Here is a 17049-nt window from a genome sequence, read left to right on the forward strand (position 1 = left end):
CATGGTCATGCCTCAAAATAAGCAAGCGGGAATCGCCGTTCCGGAACCCCGCTGAGGGGTTGAGCGTTGCCAGATCACTGCGACGCGGATGGAAATCGTGACATGCTGCAACGTCCGGCAAACACTTATAGCGGCGAGAGCTGGGCCAATGCCGCAGCCGCCGGAAACCTGCCCGAAAGGCTGGTGATCGTTACCGATGCCTGGCACCCGCAGGTCAACGGCGTCGTGCGCTCGATCGAGAACACCAATCGCGAATTGGCGAAGATGGGCGTCGAGGTTTCGATGGTGACGCCGGAGCGCTTCAACAGCATCCCCTGCCCGACTTATCCCGAGATCCGCCTATCGATCGCCAATTACCGCCGCATCGCCCGCGAGATCGAAAAGCACAATCCCTCCTACGTGCATATTGCCACCGAAGGTCCGCTGGGGCTGACCGCCCGCCGCTGGTGCCTGAAGAACCGCATGCCGTTTTCGACGAGCTACCACACCCGCTTTCCGGAATACGTCTCCGCGCGCCTGCCCATACCGAAGAGCTGGCTCTATTCCTTTGTCCGCTGGTTCCACAATGGCGGCGCAGGCTGCATGGTGGCGACACCGAGCCTTGCCCGCGAACTGTCGGAAAAGGGCATCCGCAACCTCATGCCCTGGAGCCGCGGCATCGACGCCACGCAGTTCCGTCCGATGGCGCTCGAGGAAAACCCGTTCGGCCTGCCGCGTCCGATCTTCATGACCGTCGGCCGCGTGGCGCTGGAAAAGAACCTGCCGGCCTTCCTCGATCTCGACCTGCCGGGTTCCAAGGTCGTCGTCGGTGACGGTCCGGCCCGCGCCGAGCTCGAAAGGCAATATCCCGACGTCTTCTTCGCCGGCGTGCAGTTCGGCGAGGATCTGGCGAAAGCCTATGCCCAGGCCGACGTCTTCGTCTTTCCCTCGCTCACCGACACCTTCGGCAACACCATCCTCGAAGCACTGGCATCGGGCGTGCCGGTCGCAGCCTACCCGGTCACCGGCCCGCTCGACATCATCGGCGAGGACAGTGACGTCGGGGCGCTCGACGCCAACCTGCAAGCCGCCTGCCTTGCCGCCCTCTCCGCCTCGCGCAGCAAGGCGCGTGAACTCGCCATGCAATATTCCTGGGAAGCGGCGACACTGCAGTTCATCAACAATATCCGCGCCGCCAACGGCGTCATCACGCCGAAATGGAAGAAGGCCTGGCAGTTTGCCAAATCGCTTCCAAGAAGCAGAAAGCCCGGCGAAACCGCCGGGCCCCTCCCGTCCGCAGACTGATTGGTTTTACTTGTGAAGCGCGCTGCGAAGCGTGTCGTTCGCGACCGCAATCGCGCTGCGTGCGGCAGGCGTTTCGGCAATGGCGTTTAGCAGCACGAAGTCATGGATCGTGCCGTTGTATCGCATCGACGTGACCTTCACGCCAGCCTGGCTGAGCTTGCGGGCATAGGCCTCGCCCTCGTCACGCAGCACGTCGTTCTCGTCAACGATGACGAGCGCCGGCGGCAGGCCGTTCAACTGCTCCAGCGATGCCTGCAGTGGCGAAGCCATCGGCTCCTTGCGCTTGGCTTCGTCGGGCAGATAGGCGTTCCAGAACCACTTCATCGCCTCCTTGGTCAGCCACGGGCCATCGGCGAACTGGTTGTAGGAACCATTGTCGAAATTGGCGTCGGTGACGGGGTAGAACAGCACCTGCTGATCGATGGCAGGACCGCCGCGTTCCTTGGCAAGCAGCGTCACCACCGTCGCCATGTTGCCGCCGACGCTATCGCCTGCGACCGCGAGCCTGGAGGCGTCGACCTTGAACTCCTTGGCATGCTCGGCGACATATTTGGTCGCAGCGTAAGCCTGCTCGATGGCAACGGGATAGCGGGCTTCCGGCGAGCGCTCGTAGTCGACGAAGACGACAGCGGCATCGGCGCCGTTGGCGATCTCGCGCACCAGCCGGTCATGCGTATCCGCATCGCCCAGCACCCAGCCGCCGCCATGGAAATAGAGAATGACCGGCAGCGTGCCCTTGGCATGTTCCGGGCGGACGATGCGCAGCTTGATGCTACCTGTCGGACCAGCCTTGATGACCCTGTCCTCTTCCTTGGCGGCAAGTTTCTTCACATCGCCCTTCTGCGCGCCAGCCAGGACATTGCGGGCATCGGCCGGCGACAGCGTGTAGATCGGCTTGCCGCCGGCAAGCCCGTCGATGAATTTCTGCGTTGTCGGCTCGAGTACCGGATCGGCAAGCGCGCCAACGGCGGAGGCTGCGAGCAGTGCTGCTGCGGAAACTACGGTCTTGATGGTCGACATTGTCTTGTCCTCTCGGTTATGTTCGTTGTGAACACTGACTTTATATCGCGCACGATTGTTTATCGCGCAATTTATATTTCTGCATAGCTACCATGCATAAAAAGCGGCTACGATTATTTATCGCACGATGTAAACTTGTGTGATTTTGGAGATTTTCCATGCAGGATCAGTTGAAGCTCGACAATTTCATCTGCTTTGCCGTCTATACGGCAAGCCACGCACTGAACCGCGTCTACAAGCCGCTGCTCGAGACGCTCGGCCTCACCTATCCGCAATATCTGGCGATGGTTTCGCTCTGGGAACACGACGGCCAGACCGTCGGCGGCTTGGGTGAAAAGCTCTTCCTCGAATCGAGCACGCTGACCCCGCTGCTCAAACGCCTTGAAACCGCAGGTTATGTCAGACGCGAACGCAGCAAGGACGACGAACGCGTCGTGATGCTTCGATTGACGGACGAAGGCAAGCGCCTCAAGGAAAAGGCGATCGGCATCCCCGGCTGCATCGCCGCTGCCAGCGGTCGCGATGCAGTCGACCTCACCCGCCTGCAGGCCGAGATCGTGGCGCTGCGTGAGGCGCTGAATCGAAGCGTGGTTTAGCGGCTAACCGGACTGGGTATCACAGCGCTTGTGGTACGCCCCTCTGCCTGCCGGGCATCTCCCCCATGAGTGGGGAGATCAGCAGGAGGCGAACGCTTCGTCCCTCTCTGTCGATATTTTAATCGCCAAGCGGAGTTGTTTTGGGAAGCCTCAACGCCCATCCGATCTCCCCTTGTGGGGAGATGCCCGACAAGGCAGAGGGGGTGTTCCCACCACGGCCCCTGAACCCTACGTCCGCCTCTTCTTGCCTTCGAACGGATTATCAGGCGAGCGGAAATGGATGCGGATCGGCACGCTCGGCATGTCGAAATCGGCGCGCAACCCGTTGATTAGATAGCGTGTATAGGATTCAGGCAGCGCATCCGAGCGGGTGCAGGAGATCATGAAGGCCGGCGGGCGGGCCTTGACCTGCGTCATGTATTTCAGCTTGATGCGGCGGCCGGAAACGGCCGGAGGCGGATGCTGAATCTGCTGCGTCTCCAACCAGCGGTTGAGACGCGCCGTCGAGATGCGCTTGTTCCAGACCCTGTCCGTGTCGATGATCGACTGCATCAGCTTGTCCAGTCCCCAGCCGGTCTGGCCGGAGATCGGCACGGCGCGGATGCCGCGCGCCTGCGGCAGCAGGCGGTCGGTCTTTTCGCGCAGATCCGCAAGCACCGCCTGCCGGTCTTCGATCATGTCCCACTTGTTGAAGGCGAGCACGGCGGCACGGCCCTCGCGCAGCACGAGGTCGACGATCTGCAGATCCTGCTTTTCGAAGGGGATCGTCGCATCGAAGACGATGACGACGGTTTCGGCGAAGCGGATTGCGCGCAGCGCATCGGCAACCGAAAGCTTCTCCAGCTTCTCGATCACCCGCGCCTTGCGGCGCATGCCTGCCGTATCGAACATCTTGATGGTGCGACCGCGCCAGTCCCATTCGACCGAGATGGAGTCGCGGGTGATGCCTGCCTCCGGCCCGGTCAAAAGCCGGTCCTCGCCGAGGAAACGGTTGATCAGCGTCGATTTTCCTGCATTCGGCCGGCCGACGATCGCCACCCTGAGCGGCTTCGTCTCGTCATAGGCCGGCTCTTCGTCCGCGTCGCTGTCCTCGCCTTCCGTCTGTGGAATGTCGACATCCGTAACGGCGACATCCTCCTTGGCGGGATAGGCTCGGTCCTCGCCGATTGCGGCAACGATCGCATCGCGCAAGTCGAGCATGCCCTGCCCATGTTCGGCCGAAATCGGCGTCGGCTCGCCGAGGCCGAGCGTGTAGGCGTCATAGAAGCCGCTGTCGGAGCCCCGCGCTTCGGATTTGTTGGCGACAAGCACCACCGGCTTGCCGCGCCGGCGCAACATTTCGGCAAGGTCGGTATCGACGGGCGTCAATCCGCTCTTGGCGTCGACGATGAAAAGCGAAAGATCCGCCTCGTCGATCGCCGCTTCCGTCTGCGCCCGCATCCGGCCCTGCAGGCTTTCCGCGTCGGCCTCTTCCAGACCAGCTGTGTCGATGATCGTGAAGGTCAGGCCCATCAGCCGCGCATCGCCCGGCCGGCGGTCGCGGGTAACACCCGGCGTGTCGTCGACAAGCGCCAGCTTCTTGCCTACCAGCCGGTTGAAAAGTGTCGACTTGCCGACATTCGGACGACCGACGATGGCGACCGTGAAACTCATATCTTGTCCTTAACGCGATCAGCCCTGAGCGGCGGGCGCCTTGCCGGATGCGGTAATCAGATCAAGCATCATATGGGCGCGATTGGCAACATTGCGTGGGCTGTCGGTATCGTCGACGATCGACTGGAACCACTGCCGCGCCTGCGCCATGTTGCCGGCTTTGTAAGCGGCAAGGCCGAGTGCCTCGCGCGCCGAATGACGGAAGGCGTTTCCGGGAACGGCCATTTCCTCGATCGCGGCCGAAACCTGTTCGTAAGCGCCGTTCTCGATGAGCAGCCAACCGGCACGCATCTTGGCGGCATCGCGCACGGCGGCCGGAACGGCATTGTCCTTGCCGATCTCGTTGAAGGCGGCGATCGCCGCGGCGGTATCACCCATCTGCACCTGGACGGTCGCGGCCCGCATCCGCGCCAGCACCGGATAGGCGCCATGGCCTTCCTTCTCGAGCTTGTCGAGCGCGGCCAGCGCCTGGTCGTTCTTGTTTTCGTCGGCAAGCTTCATCGCCGCCAGGAACTGGTCGCCGGTGCCGGAGGAACGGTTGTCGTCCCAATACTCGTAGAGAACCTTGCCGGCTGTGCCGACGACGATCAGAATGGCGACGACGATGATATAGCGGCCGAACCGGCGCCAGACGCCCTTCATCTGGTCGGATCGCAATTCCTCATTGACTTCACGGATGAAGCTGTCGTCGTTGAATGCCATTCTCGTCTCCGGCCGCGGAAATACCCATACACAATGCAAAACGCATATTATCGGGCCTTCTACCCCATTTTGCAGCCGTTGTAAGGGGGATGTGAAAGATTAGAGCGCCGCGCGTCCAACAGGACGCGCTAAGGACGCTCTAACACTTTGAATCCGCGCATAATCCTTCCCGAAAATCGGAATCGAATTTCGGGGTTATGCGCCGGTCACATGACGAGCGGCGAAACCCCGATCAACCATTCGTGCAGCTTCCAGATGATCAGCGCCCAGACGACGATGCCGGTGACGACGGCATAGAGGTCGTATTTGGCCGAGACGAACGGCCGGAGTGTGATCTCACCCGCCCGCTGCCGCCGTTTCAAGGAAATGCGCAGGATGACGCCCCAGGCGAGAAAGGCGGCAAACAGCAGGACCGACGACGTCTCGCCATTGGCGAGCAGGTGTGCCAGCGCCCAGATCTTCACCGACAGCACCATCGGATGTTTGGTCTTCGTTGCAATATGCCCCGCCGGCAGCAGCGAGGCCACGAGACAGATCATCGCGATCAGCATCAGCGTGATTGTTATATGCGCCATCCAGACCGGCGGATTGTAAAGCATGCCGGTCACATCACGCGCCTGCCCGAAGCCGTAGATCAAAAGTATCAGTGTGGCGATGCTGGCGATCGAATAGGCTACCCGCCAGCCTTTCTCGCCGAGGCTTGCGATCATCGAACGGCGGAAGCCGGGGGACACCACCCGCACCAGATGCACCCCGAGGAAAAGTATGATGCCGACGATAAGCAATGTCATTGCGGATCCCTTCCGTACCGTTTGTCACATCTGACCAGGAAAGGCTCTAACGGCTGGCGTGAAAAAATGCCAGAGAGACCGCAGCTTCGCCGCAATTCTGTCGGAGGGAAACCGCGAACAAATTGTCGCGGTGTCCATGTCCCGTCTTCTCCTCTCCACCTGTCTGGCTGCCTCGTTCCTGCTCCCGGCAATCGCCGAGGCGGCCGACCGGCCGAAACAGCTCGTCATCATTTCCTTCGACGGCGCCCACGACAACGCGCTCTGGCTGAAGAGCCGCGAGATGGCGGCGAAAAACGGCGCCCACTTCACCTATTTTCTCTCCTGCACCTTCCTGATGAACGAGGCGGCGAAGAAGGCCTATCAGGCGCCGCACCAGAAACGCGGAAAATCCAATGTCGGCTTCGCGCAGAGCGACGACGAGATCCGCGAGCGCCTCGGCAATATCTGGCACGCCCACCTCGAAGGACACGACATATCGAGCCATGCCTGTGGCCATTTCGACGGCCGCCTCTGGAGCGAGGCCGACTGGTCGGCCGAATACGCAACCTTTCATGCGACGTTGAAAAACGCCTGGAAGAGCGTCGGCCTGCAGGAGCCGACCGGTTGGCAGGATCTGGTCGATCACGGCATCAAGGGCTTTCGCGCCCCCTATCTCTCGGCAACCGCGGGCTCTGACATGATCGCCGCCGAAAAGAAGGCGGGCTTCACTTATGATGCGAGCCTGGTCACCAAAGGGCCTGCCATGCCTGTCGAGGAAGACGGCATCATCCGCTTCGGCYTGCCGCTGATCCCCGAAGGCCCGAACGAGAAGCCGATCATCGGCATGGACTACAATCTCTTCGTCCGCCATTCAAAGGGTGAGGAGGATACGGCCGATTCCGCGGAATTCGAGGATCGCGCCTATGCCGCCTTTTCCCAGGCCTTCGATCGCCAGTACAACGGCAACCGCATCCCCCTCCAGCTCGGCTTCCACTTCGTCGAAATGAACGGCGGCGCTTACTGGCGCGCCCTCGACCGCCTGGTCAGCGACGTCTGCCACCGGCCGGATGTGGCCTGCGTCAGCTACTCGGAAGCGATCCCGATGATCGAGACGCGCGGGAAGTTGGTGCAGACGTCGGGGCTTTGACGGGGCGTTGCCACATCAGGATTGATGGCGACTGCAGGTAAAGTCCCCGAGACGGCAATATGTCCCCTGGCTTTATTGGACGAAACGGCATGCCGTGCCGCCCCCCTCATCCGCCCTATCGGGCACCTTCTCCCCGCTGGGTAGAAGGGGGAATCGCAACGCCGCAACGAATCTCTTCTCCCCTCGGGGAGAAGGTGCCGGCAGGCGGATGAGGGGGGCGCCGCAAACGCCAACCTTCCGATGGCTGGCACCCCCCGCGCATCAACCGTCGGCGTGAACAACACCCGCCTCACGCTCTAGATAACGCTGGTCGATGTCAGGCAGCGGCTCGTCGTCGATCGCCGCTTCGAAGGCCTTGAGGCGTTTGTGGATGGAGAGCAATTCGATGATCGTTGTCCAGGCATTGACGAGATACTGGAACGAGTTGCTGACCTGGCCGAAGGCGGTCGAGATCTGCTGGAAGATACCGTAGGTGATGGCCCCTGCCACGATCGTCGGCACCAGCATGAAGACCACGAAGAGCGCGTCGGCCTGACTGTAAAAATTGCGGGCGACGTTGAAATACATGTAGTGGAAATACATGCGGTAATAATTGCGGCGGACGTTACCGAAGAGCTCCCTGACTGTCAGCGGCTGGGCGCGCTCAGCATAGTCCTCGCCATAGACCAGTTCCTTGCGATAGGCCGCTTCGACGCGCTGATTGCGGAAATTCAGGCCCGGCAGCTTGATGCCGACGACCGCCAGCAGGACCGTGCCGAACGCTGACCAGAACAGCGCCAGCCAGAAGAGTGAATTCGCGACCGGCCCGATCAGGGGCAGCGACGTAACATAATGCGACAACGACAAAAGAATCGGCAGGAAAACGACGAGCGTCATGACCGAATTGATGAGGCTGATACCGAGCACTTCCAGCGTGCTCGCAAAACGCATCGTATCTTCCTGAACGCGCTGTGATGCGCCCTCGATATGGCGAAGCTTCTCCCACTTCGACATGTAGAAGTTGTTCATCGCCGTGCGCCAACGGAAGATATAGTGGCTGGTAAAGAAATCTGTCATGATCGATACGAACATGGCTAGGAATGCTATCTGGCAGAAAATCCACATTAGGTCGTAGAAATTGTCGACCGTGATACCCGGCTTTTTGTTCAGTGCGTCCTGTAGGAGATCGCCGAACGGCCGGCGCCAATTGTTGATCACGACGCTGATCTGGACGCCAAAATAGGTCACGAAGATGATCAGCGCCGAACCCCAGATCGACCAAAGCTTCCAGGGATGGTTCCGCGCGATCAGATGCCACGCAGCGCAGAAGATCGCCGCCGACAGCAGGAAATAGCCGTAGAACCAGATATTTTCGGGCAGCAGGAAGAACGAGAGATCGATCGGCTGCTGCTCTTCCGGAACCGGCACAAAGCCGAGCGACGCGCCGAGACCGGCAGCGAAAAAATACCAGCCAAATATTGAAATTAGCGTCCACACGGCAAGCGAAATGAAGAACGCCTTTGGCTGCGGAAAAAAGGAATGAAACACGGGAGGCTTTGCTTTCCTGAACTGTGAGTCTCGGGAGTGTCGTCGAACACTGATTGTGCCGGAAACTAAGGCAGTTCGAAGGACGCAGCAATGGGTTCGGCCGATTGTTACGGAGATGTAACCGGTTAAGAGATTTTCTTGACCACTGGCATCACCAGCGCCGCGCAGGCGACGAGTGCCACGGCGGCGATCACCGTCGGGACGGTGAAACTGCCGCTACGCTCGGCGATCCAGCCGGCAACAACGGGCCCGACGATCTGGCCGACGCCGAAGGCGGCCGTCATCATCGCCAGGATCCGCCGCGGACTGTCAGGCGAAAGCTTGCGGCCGATCTGCAGCCCGTAAGCCGTGATCGCCAGGAACGTCGCCCCGAACAGCGCCCCGCCGATCAGCGGTGCGACGGAAGGCGGCAGCGCTACGGTCGCAAGCACACCGGCGGCCTCGACCAGAAGCGCTGCGATATAGACCCCGCCAAGCCCGAGCGGCTTGACCAGCGGCTTCCAGGCAAACAGCGCAACCGCCGCCGTCAGGCCGGCGATGAACCAGCAGAGGAATTCGACGAAGGGTCCTGTTGCAGAAAGGCGCGCGATGGTGACGAGGAAGGTCGCGGTGATGACGTAACCGAAGCCGAACACGCCGTAAGACAACGTCAGAAGCACCATTGGCCGGTTCCAGGTGAGCGCCGGCTCCTTGCCCACCTGCGCCGATTGCGCCGGCGCCGACGGCAATAGCAGGAAGACGACGACAACGCTTGCTGCGCAATAGAGCGCCCCGCCGATCCAATCGGCCCGCCAGCCGCCCGGCCCGTCGTGAAAGCCGAGGCCGATCAGCAGCACCATGACCGAAGACAGCGCGATACCCGCACCCGGCCCGCCGAAATGCGCTGCTTGCACATGATCGTTGCCAGCGGCAGCCCCGTGGCTGAGCACGATCGACGAGGTGAAGACCATCGCAAAGGCGCTGGCGACGCCGGCCAAGAAACGAATAATGGCAAAGACGGCGACGGAATCGGTGGCAGCCATGGCGGCAAGCAGGATCGCCGTTGCCAGCAGCGACAGCAGCGCCACCAGCCGCTCCCGCCCTGCCGCCCAGCCATAGGCTGCAAGCACGGCGCCGACGAGATAGCCGACGAAATTGGCCGACGCGATGAAGCCTGCATCCGCTGCCGAAAGCGRCACGCCGCTGATCATCCCGGGCAGGATCGGCGTGTAGGAGAAGCGCCCGAAGCCCATGGCCGCGGCCATGGCAACGGCGCCGGCAGCGGCGGTGGAGACAAGGTTCGGCGGGGAGTGACGGATGCGCTCGAGCATGCCGCGTTTATCGCGCTGCAGCACCGGCATCACAATCAAGTAATTCTGATCGATCGATCAATTTCCAGAAACGTCAAAAATTTTCGGTCGCGCTTGAAAGCAATATCTTACGATATATATTTTACGACATAGCTAACGATACTTCTAACGATGAAAGGAAGAATCATGAGAGGTTTTAAAGGCGGCATGTTCGGCGGAGATTTCCGCATGGGCCGCAAATTAGCGGCCGGCGATCTACAACTGGTCATCCTGGCGCTGCTCGCTGAGCAGCCGCGCCACGGCTACGAATTGATAAAGATATTGGAAGAGCGCTCGGGCGGCTTCTACGTGCCGAGTCCGGGCGTCATCTATCCCGCCCTCACTTATCTCGAGGAAACCAGTCTTGCCGAGGTGGAGGCTGAGGGCGCCAAGAAGCTCTATCGCATCACCGAGGCCGGCCGCCGCCGCGTCGAGGAAAACCGTGCCATGATCCTGCATACCTTCGCCAAGTTGGAACGCATCGGCGAGAAGATGGCCCACGTGAAGCGTGTCTTCGAAACCGATCGTCACGGCGCCGACGACAGTGATGACGGCGACTTCATGCAGGACGGCGGCGATATCCGTGCAGCCCGTATGCTGCTGCGCTCGGCGATGCGCATGCGCTATCCCTGGTCGAAACCCGAAGCCGCCCGCATCGCCGGCATCCTCGAACGCGCCGCCACCGAAATCCTGCAAGGCGGCAGGCCGGAAACGCGGAGCTGAGACGAAGACTGTACGGCGGGATTTGAGACAGAGTCAGCTCCCGCCGCCTTTCTTCATTGTTCAGTACCGGTCTTACGCCCGCTCATCCGGCAAGGTCAGAACCACCGGCCCGTTGCGCGTTGCGACCACCGTATGCTCATATTGCACGGTCGGCGCCTTCGGATCGGCATAGAGCGTCCAGGCATCGTCGCCGCCTTCGGCCCATGTTGCGCCGAGGGAGAGAAAAGGTTCGACGGTGAAGACGAGACCTTCCGTCATCATCCGTTTTTCCGAAGGGTCCGGCCAGGTCGAGAGCTCGGCCGGCTCCTCGTGCAGCGAGCGGCCGACGCCGTGGCTCGCCAGATTGGCGACCAGCGTATAGCGGTTCTTCTGCGCAAAGGCGCCGACGGCGGTGCCGATCTTTGCCAGTGGCTCGCCCGATTTGACCTGGTTGAGCCCGACCCAGAGTGCCCGTTTGCCGTCGCGGCAGAGCCGCTCGATCTTTGGCTTGATCGGCGGCACCGCGAAGGAAGCGCCAGTATCGGCAAAGAAGCCATCCTTTTCCGCCGAGACGTCGATATTGATGAGATCGCCGGCGCGGATGACGCGCGGGCCGGGAATTCCGTGGGCGATTTCCTCGTTGATACTGATGCAGGTGGCACCGGGAAACTGGTAGCAGAACTCTGGCGCCGAGCGCGCGCCCGAATCCTCGAGCACCTTGCGGCCGATCTGGTCGAGCTCCAGCGTCGTCATGCCGGGCTCCATCGCCGCTGCCATCACTTGGATGGCGTTGGCGCAGATCCGGCCGATCTCCTTGAGCTTTACCAGTTCGTCGTCGTTTGCGATAACCATTCGTCTGTTCCGGCCTTGCGCAGGACGGCCGCGGCCGCCTCAGAGCATGATGCCGAAACGTGTGAGCGGTTTTCGGACAACATGATGCTCTAACTATCTAATTTAGAACCGGATTCAAATTTTAGGCCGACCCGGTCTAAAATCATCCTGTTCTAGACCGCCGCGCGTTCGACAGGACGCGCGAAGGACGCTCATCACGTTGAAGTGGCGCACAATCCTTTTTCGAAAATCGATTCCGATGTTCGACGTTATGCGCTCGTCAGGCCGTGGCTTTCGCCTCTTCGCCCCTTTCAGTCAATGCCTTTCTGACGATCGGCGCGACTTTCGTGCCGTAAAGCTCGATGCCGCGCATGATCTCGGCATGCGGCATCAGGCCGATCGCCATCTGCAGCAGGAAGCGGTCGTTCTTGAAGAGGGCGTGATGGGCGATAATCTTTTCGGCGACCACCTCGGGATCACCGACGAAGAGCGCGCCATTCGGCCCGCGCGACATGTCGAAATGCGCCCGGTTCGTCGGTCCCCAACCGCGCTCACGGCCGATGCGGTTCATCACCTCGGCTTGAGGCCCGTAGAACTGATTGGCCGCCGCCTCCGTTGTATCGGCGATGAAGCCATGGACGTTGATGCTGGTCTTCAGCTTCGCCGGATCCTGCCCTGCCCGGCGCGCCGCCTCGCGGTAGAGATCGAAGAGCGGCGCAAAACGACGCGGCTCGCCGCCGATGATCGCCAGCGCCACCGGCAGGCCCAGCGCGCCAGCGCGCGCCAGCGACTGCGGCGTGCCGCCGACGGCAACCCAGAGCGGCAACGGATCCCGCAGCGGTCGCGGATAGACGCCGCGCCCGTTGATCGGCGCGCGAAGCTCACCCTTCCATTCCACAACCTCGTTGTCGCGCAGCGCCAGCAGCAGATCAAGCTTCTCCTCGAAAAGCTGGTCGTAGTCTTCGAGATTGTAGCCGAATAGCGGGAAGGACTCGATGAAGGAGCCGCGCCCTGCCATGATCTCGGCCCGGCCGTTGGAAAGCAGATCGAGCGTCGAGAACTGCTGGAAGACGCGCACGGGATCGTCGGAGGAGAGCACGGTGACGGCACTGGTCAGCCGGATACTTCTGGTCTTGACGGCGGCCGCGGCCAAGACGACTGCGGGAGCGGATGCGGCATAGTCCGGCCGATGATGTTCGCCGAGCCCGAAGACATCGAGCCCCACTTGATCGGCAAGCTCGATCTCCTCGATCAGGTTCTTCAGCCGCTCCGCCCCTTCGACGCCTCTGCTGCCGGCAGGGTTGGGATTGACGTCGGCGAATGTGTAAAGCCCCAGTTCCATCATCTGCATCCTGTTGAATTCTCGGCTGAGATAAGGATGCCGGGGATAGAGCGCAAATACAAATTCTGGAAAGGAATGTTCGAGAATTTCGATGGGCGGCATGATGTCTTTGGGGATCCGGAAGATCGATCGGCGACCAATTCGAATCTGAATTCAACGACTTCGAAGCGCCGGCGGAATCATCTTTCGAACCGTCTTAGACGATGCTTCAACTGCCAGGACGACGCGGTCTCGCCGCGCCGCCTCGCCCCCGCTTACATCTTCGCCAGCAGTTCCGCCAACTGGTCCGCTGCCTTGCCCCATCCTTCGTGGAAGCCCATCTTCTCGTGCGCTTCCTTGTCCTCGGCGCGCCAGTGCAGCGCCTTGGCCGTATATTTCGTCCGGCCGTTGCCGAGATCTTCGAGCAGGATGACGCCCGTGAAGAAGGGTTTCTCGGACGGCACCCAGGCGCTTGTATAGGCATCGGTGAAGACGATCTTCTCGTTCTCGATGATCTCGAGATAGACGCCGCGGTTTGGGTACTGGTTGCCCTCGGGGTCATGCATGACGACCACACTGGAACCGCCGGGGCGGACGTCGAGCGTCGCTTCCGCCACCCCCCAGGGACGCGGCACGAACCACTGCTTCAGCAGATCAGGATTAGTCCATGCCTTGTAGATCTTCTCGCGTGGCGCGTCGAATTCGCGAACGAGGACGAGTTCATGTTGCGTGCTGGCGGTCATGTCGACATCTCTCCATTTGAATGAAACCTGTCTCCTGTCAGGTTGTTACGAGGACGTGTCGAAGTTCGGCATTCCGACAGCCCGCAGGCCCTATCGCATTTTATTTTGCGATCGGCTGCGTGGTCTCTTCCTGCATCTTGTCGATCTGCCGGCGGATATGGGCTGCCTCAGCCGCCGAATGGGCCAGTGCAATGGCGCGGTCGAAGGCTTCTCGCGCCTGGCTGGTCAAGCCAAGCTGCTTCAGGAGCCCGCCCCGTAAGCCGTGATAGTAGAAATAACCGCCGAGTTTTTCGCCAAGCGGATCGATGAGGTCGAGCGCATCCTGCGCACCCTGGAGCTTGGAGACGACGACGGCCCGGTTGAGCGTTATCACAGGCGACGGCTGGAGACGCTCCAGCGCGCGATAAAGCAGGTCGATCTCTACCCAGTCGGTATCCCCAGCGCGTTTTGCGCGGGAATGAACAGCAGCGATGGCCGCCTGAATCTGATAAGGGGCAGGCTGACGATGGCGCAGCGCCTTGTCGAGCAGCGCTAAGGCCTCATTGATGAAGGGCTGGTTCCACAGCGACCGGTCCTGATCTTCGAGCAGCACGATCTCGTCCCCGGCGTTGAAGCGTGCCGGCCGGCGCGAGATCTGCAGAAGCATGAGCGCAAGCAGCCCCATCAACTCCGGTTCGGATGGGAAGATATGCAGCATCAATCGCGCCAGCCGGATCGCTTCGTCGCTGAAGGCAGCCGCCTCATGCCTGGGATCGGCCTGGCTGTAGCCCTCGTTGAAGATCAGATAGATCATCGTGCTGACGATCGAGAGCCGTTCGGCCCTCTCCTGCGGGCTCGGCGTTTCGAAAGGCACGCCGGCCTTGGCGACGCGCGCCTTGGCCCGGGTGATGCGCTGTTCCATGGCGCTGTCGGAAACCAGGAAGGCACGCGCGATCTGCGGCACCGAAAGACCGGAGACGATGCGCAGCGCCAGCGCGATCTGCTGGGTCGCCGGTAGATCGGGATGGCAGCAGATGAACAACAGCCGCAGAATATCGTCGCGATAATGGGAATCGTCCAGCCGCTCGACGATGTCGCTTTCGGCATCCTCGGTATCGGAGATGACGTCCTCATCCGGCAGAGCCTGGATCTTCGCCCGCTTGCGCACCGCATCGATGCCGCTGTTTCGACCGACGAAGATGAGCCAGGCTGTGGGATCGCGCGGTGGCCCTTTCTCCGGCCATGTTCGGATCGCCCTCAGACACGCTTCCTGAAACGCCTCTTCCGCGGTATCGAGATTGCGGAAATAGCGCAGCAGCGCGCCCAGCGCCTTCGGGCGGGCCGATGCAAGCGCGAGGTCGATCCAGGCAATGTCTGTCATGATGAAGCATCTCCGGGCCTGAAGACGTAGAAAGGCCGAATTTCGTAAGAGGTGGAACCTGGATTGACGGATGAAAGCTGCTTCGAGAAGGTGATCGCCTCGTCGAGCGTTTCAAAGTCGACGACGTAGAAGCCGAGAAGCGCCTCTTTCGTTTCCGCAAAAGGTCCGTCAATGACCAAGGGCTCGTCCTTGCCCTTGCGCACGGTGGTCGCAGCCGTCGTCGGCATCAGCCGGCCGACGGGGCCGAGTTTGCCGGATGCGGCAAGCGGCTCCTGCACGGCGTAGAGTTTCTCCATGACGGCAGCTTCTTCCTCCTTGGACCAGGCGAAGACAGTTTCCTCATGGGCGTAACAAAGGATTGCATAAAGCATCGCTCACTCCTCTTTTTGAATGACGAAGGAGTAACCGCTTACCCGACAGGCCGCATCAAAAAATTATTGACCGGAAATTCGTGATCTTCCGGAGTACGGACGGCGTCATAGCTGAAGAAATGGCTGGGCATCTCCCGGGACGAGCGGAGCTACATGACGGCTCCGATCGCCCCTTACCCCTCGCTCAGCGTCCGCTTGACCGCATTCTTCCAACCCTTGAGCTTCGCCGCCCGCACCTTCTCGTCCATGTCTGGCTCGAACCGCCGATCCCGTTTCCAGGTCGCCGAAAAACCGTCCCTGTCCGGCCACACCCCTGCCCGGCTGCCGGCGAGCCAGGCAGCCCCCAGCGCCGTTGTCTCCAGGATCATCGGGCGATCGACCGGCGCATCGAGCAGATCGGCAAGGCGCTGCATCGTCCAGTCGGAGGCGACCATGCCGCCGTCGACGCGCAACACTGTGTCCTCAGTGYCGTTCTTCCAGTCCTTCTGCATGGCGTCGAGCAGATCGCGGGTCTGATAGCAGACGGCCTCCAGCGCCGCTCGGGAGAGTTCCGCCGGGCCGCTGTTGCGCGTCAGCCCGAAGATCGCGCCCCGCGCCTTGGCATCCCAATGCGGCGCGCCGAGACCGGTGAAGGCGGGCACCAGATAGACCTCCTGCGTCGGATCGGCCCTTTCGGCAAGCGCGTTGGTCTCCGCCGCGCTGCCGATGATGCCGAGCCCGTCCCGCAGCCATTGCACGGCGGCGCCGGCGATGAAGATCGAACCCTCCAGCGCATAGGTCGTCTCGCCGTTCAGGCGATAGGCGATGGTGGTCAGCAGCCGATTTTTGGAGCGCACCATGTCGGCGCCGGTGTTGAGCAGCGCGAAACAGCCAGTGCCATAGGTCGATTTCATCATGCCGGGCGCAAAACACGCCTGGCCGATGGTCGCCGCCTGCTGGTCGCCGGCCACGCCGAGGATGGGGATAGCAGCACCGAAGATATCAGGATCGACGGTGCCGAAATCCGCGGCGCAATCCTTGACCTCCGGCAGCATCGCGGCGGGGACCCTCAGAATATCGAGCAGATCCTCGTCCCACGCGTTTTCGGCAATATTGTACATCAGCGTGCGCGAGGCATTGGTGGCATCGGTGACGAAGCTCTTGCCACCCGTCAGCCGCCAGATCAGGAAAGTGTCGATCGTGCCGAAGCAGAGATCGCCCCTGGCAGCGCGCGCCCGCGCGCCCTTCACGTTTGCAAGCATCCAGGAAAGTTTGGTGCCGGAAAAATAGGGATCGAGGATCAAGCCGGTCTTCTTTGTGAACAGCCGCTCGAGATCCTGCCTTTTCAGATTGTCGCAATAGCTTGCCGTGCGCCGGTCCTGCCAGACGATGGCATTCTGGATCGGCCGACCCGTCTCGCGTTCCCAGACGACCACCGTCTCGCGCTGGTTGGTGATGCCGAGTGCTGCAAGATCCCTAGCCTCGATCCCGGCATCGCGCAGCGCCATGTGGACGGTGGAGACGACCGAATCCCAGATTTCCTCGGGATCGTGCTCGACCCAGCCGGAGCGCGGGTAGATCTGGGTAAATTCCTTCTGGCCCTTGCCGGCGACATGCATGTCGCCATCGAAGACGATCGCCCGCGTCGACGTCGTTCCCTGATCGATCGCCAGAACATATCCGCTCATGAAAACCCTCCCTCAGCATGTCAATTG

The 17049-nt window shown here is 61.4% G+C and carries 16 protein-coding genes; 4 read left to right on the forward strand and 12 right to left on the reverse strand.

Annotated elements, in window-relative coordinates:
• Positions 1 to 102: 102 nt before the first annotated feature.
• Positions 103 to 1284 carry a glycosyltransferase family 4 protein gene (locus AC1D1Z_RS06340; protein WP_130758856.1) on the forward strand — a complete coding sequence of 394 codons (1182 nt, stop codon included), beginning with the start codon at positions 103 to 105 and terminating at the stop codon, positions 1282 to 1284.
• A gap of 6 nt (positions 1285 to 1290) precedes the next feature.
• On the opposite strand, the gene AC1D1Z_RS06345 is transcribed toward AC1D1Z_RS06340, so the two are convergent.
• Complete coding sequence (locus tag AC1D1Z_RS06345) at positions 1291 to 2304, reverse strand: alpha/beta hydrolase (protein WP_130759611.1); 1014 nt, start codon at positions 2302 to 2304, stop codon at positions 1291 to 1293.
• Positions 2305 to 2462: 158 nt separating this feature from the next.
• Between AC1D1Z_RS06345 and AC1D1Z_RS06350 the strand changes: the two genes are divergently transcribed.
• The gene (locus tag AC1D1Z_RS06350; RefSeq protein ID WP_130758858.1) at positions 2463 to 2900 is read left to right on the forward strand and encodes a MarR family winged helix-turn-helix transcriptional regulator; all 438 of its coding nucleotides are present in this window, start codon (positions 2463 to 2465) and stop codon (positions 2898 to 2900) included.
• Between the two features lie 228 nt (positions 2901 to 3128).
• Here the strand turns inward: AC1D1Z_RS06350 and der are convergent, their stop codons facing one another.
• From der to AC1D1Z_RS06365, 3 genes are all read right to left on the reverse strand, one after another.
• Entirely contained in the window at positions 3129 to 4553 is a 1425-nt protein-coding gene (gene der, locus AC1D1Z_RS06355; RefSeq protein WP_130758859.1) for a ribosome biogenesis GTPase Der, read from the reverse strand.
• Positions 4554 to 4571: 18 nt separating this feature from the next.
• A complete protein-coding gene (locus tag AC1D1Z_RS06360; RefSeq protein ID WP_047618673.1) occupies positions 4572 to 5255 on the reverse strand; it encodes a tetratricopeptide repeat protein in 684 nt (227 codons plus the stop codon).
• A gap of 206 nt (positions 5256 to 5461) precedes the next feature.
• Positions 5462 to 6046, reverse strand: a complete 585-nt coding sequence (locus AC1D1Z_RS06365) for an NnrU family protein (protein WP_130758860.1) — start codon at positions 6044 to 6046, stop codon at positions 5462 to 5464.
• 136 nt (positions 6047 to 6182) lie between these two features.
• Between AC1D1Z_RS06365 and AC1D1Z_RS06370 the strand changes: the two genes are divergently transcribed.
• Complete coding sequence (locus AC1D1Z_RS06370) at positions 6183 to 7172, forward strand: polysaccharide deacetylase family protein (RefSeq protein WP_130758861.1); 990 nt, start codon at positions 6183 to 6185, stop codon at positions 7170 to 7172.
• Between the two features lie 261 nt (positions 7173 to 7433).
• Here the strand turns inward: AC1D1Z_RS06370 and sbmA are convergent, their stop codons facing one another.
• Together sbmA and AC1D1Z_RS06380 are read right to left on the reverse strand one after the other, a co-directional pair.
• Positions 7434 to 8699 carry a peptide antibiotic transporter SbmA gene (gene sbmA / locus AC1D1Z_RS06375; RefSeq protein ID WP_130758862.1) on the reverse strand — a complete coding sequence of 422 codons (1266 nt, stop codon included), beginning with the start codon at positions 8697 to 8699 and terminating at the stop codon, positions 7434 to 7436.
• A gap of 125 nt (positions 8700 to 8824) precedes the next feature.
• The gene (locus AC1D1Z_RS06380; RefSeq protein ID WP_477849912.1) at positions 8825 to 10009 is read right to left on the reverse strand and encodes a YbfB/YjiJ family MFS transporter; all 1185 of its coding nucleotides are present in this window, start codon (positions 10007 to 10009) and stop codon (positions 8825 to 8827) included.
• Between the two features lie 165 nt (positions 10010 to 10174).
• On the opposite strand from AC1D1Z_RS06380, the gene AC1D1Z_RS06385 reads away from it, so the two are divergent.
• Positions 10175 to 10750: a PadR family transcriptional regulator gene (locus AC1D1Z_RS06385; protein ID WP_130758863.1), complete on the forward strand. Its 576-nt coding sequence runs from the start codon at positions 10175 to 10177 to the stop codon at positions 10748 to 10750.
• A 72-nt stretch (positions 10751 to 10822) separates the two neighbouring features.
• Here the strand turns inward: AC1D1Z_RS06385 and map are convergent, their stop codons facing one another.
• From map to glpK, 6 genes are all read right to left on the reverse strand, one after another.
• Complete coding sequence (gene map, locus AC1D1Z_RS06390) at positions 10823 to 11581, reverse strand: type I methionyl aminopeptidase (RefSeq protein WP_018243123.1); 759 nt, start codon at positions 11579 to 11581, stop codon at positions 10823 to 10825.
• A 259-nt stretch (positions 11582 to 11840) separates the two neighbouring features.
• The gene (locus AC1D1Z_RS06395; RefSeq protein ID WP_113542409.1) at positions 11841 to 12902 is read right to left on the reverse strand and encodes an LLM class flavin-dependent oxidoreductase; all 1062 of its coding nucleotides are present in this window, start codon (positions 12900 to 12902) and stop codon (positions 11841 to 11843) included.
• 254 nt (positions 12903 to 13156) lie between these two features.
• The gene (locus AC1D1Z_RS06400) at positions 13157 to 13624 is read right to left on the reverse strand and encodes an SRPBCC family protein (protein ID WP_018243126.1); all 468 of its coding nucleotides are present in this window, start codon (positions 13622 to 13624) and stop codon (positions 13157 to 13159) included.
• A gap of 100 nt (positions 13625 to 13724) precedes the next feature.
• Complete coding sequence (locus tag AC1D1Z_RS06405) at positions 13725 to 14984, reverse strand: RNA polymerase sigma factor (RefSeq protein ID WP_130758864.1); 1260 nt, start codon at positions 14982 to 14984, stop codon at positions 13725 to 13727.
• Complete coding sequence (locus AC1D1Z_RS06410) at positions 14981 to 15355, reverse strand: YciI family protein (RefSeq protein WP_029872305.1); 375 nt, start codon at positions 15353 to 15355, stop codon at positions 14981 to 14983. Before AC1D1Z_RS06410 ends, AC1D1Z_RS06405 begins: the two co-directional genes overlap by 4 nt.
• 173 nt (positions 15356 to 15528) lie before the next feature.
• Positions 15529 to 17022, reverse strand: coding sequence for a glycerol kinase GlpK (gene glpK, locus AC1D1Z_RS06415; RefSeq protein WP_477849875.1), 1494 nt, complete (start codon positions 17020 to 17022; stop codon positions 15529 to 15531).
• Positions 17023 to 17049: the final 27 nt, after the last annotated feature.

Source organism: Rhizobium sp. P1_E1 (assembly GCF_056406015.1).

Bases quoted from the DNA above. Each gene is read 5' to 3' on its own strand.
- AC1D1Z_RS06365 (WP_130758860.1), bottom strand. From the start codon at position 6,046: ATGACATTGCTTATCGTCGGCATCATACTTTTCCTCGGGGTGCATCTG.
- AC1D1Z_RS06410 (WP_029872305.1), bottom strand. From the start codon at position 15,355: ATGCTTTATGCAATCCTTTGTTACGCCCATGAGGAAACTGTCTTCGCC.
- der (WP_130758859.1), bottom strand. From the start codon at position 4,553: ATGAGTTTCACGGTCGCCATCGTCGGTCGTCCGAATGTCGGCAAGTCG.
- map (WP_018243123.1), bottom strand. From the start codon at position 11,581: ATGGTTATCGCAAACGACGACGAACTGGTAAAGCTCAAGGAGATCGGC.
- AC1D1Z_RS06395 (WP_113542409.1), bottom strand. From the start codon at position 12,902: ATGGAACTGGGGCTTTACACATTCGCCGACGTCAATCCCAACCCTGCC.
- AC1D1Z_RS06360 (WP_047618673.1), bottom strand. From the start codon at position 5,255: ATGGCATTCAACGACGACAGCTTCATCCGTGAAGTCAATGAGGAATTG.
- AC1D1Z_RS06350 (WP_130758858.1), top strand. From the start codon at position 2,463: ATGCAGGATCAGTTGAAGCTCGACAATTTCATCTGCTTTGCCGTCTAT.
- AC1D1Z_RS06400 (WP_018243126.1), bottom strand. From the start codon at position 13,624: ATGACCGCCAGCACGCAACATGAACTCGTCCTCGTTCGCGAATTCGAC.
- AC1D1Z_RS06345 (WP_130759611.1), bottom strand. From the start codon at position 2,304: ATGTCGACCATCAAGACCGTAGTTTCCGCAGCAGCACTGCTCGCAGCC.
- AC1D1Z_RS06340 (WP_130758856.1), top strand. From the start codon at position 103: ATGCTGCAACGTCCGGCAAACACTTATAGCGGCGAGAGCTGGGCCAAT.
- AC1D1Z_RS06385 (WP_130758863.1), top strand. From the start codon at position 10,175: ATGAGAGGTTTTAAAGGCGGCATGTTCGGCGGAGATTTCCGCATGGGC.
- AC1D1Z_RS06405 (WP_130758864.1), bottom strand. From the start codon at position 14,984: ATGACAGACATTGCCTGGATCGACCTCGCGCTTGCATCGGCCCGCCCG.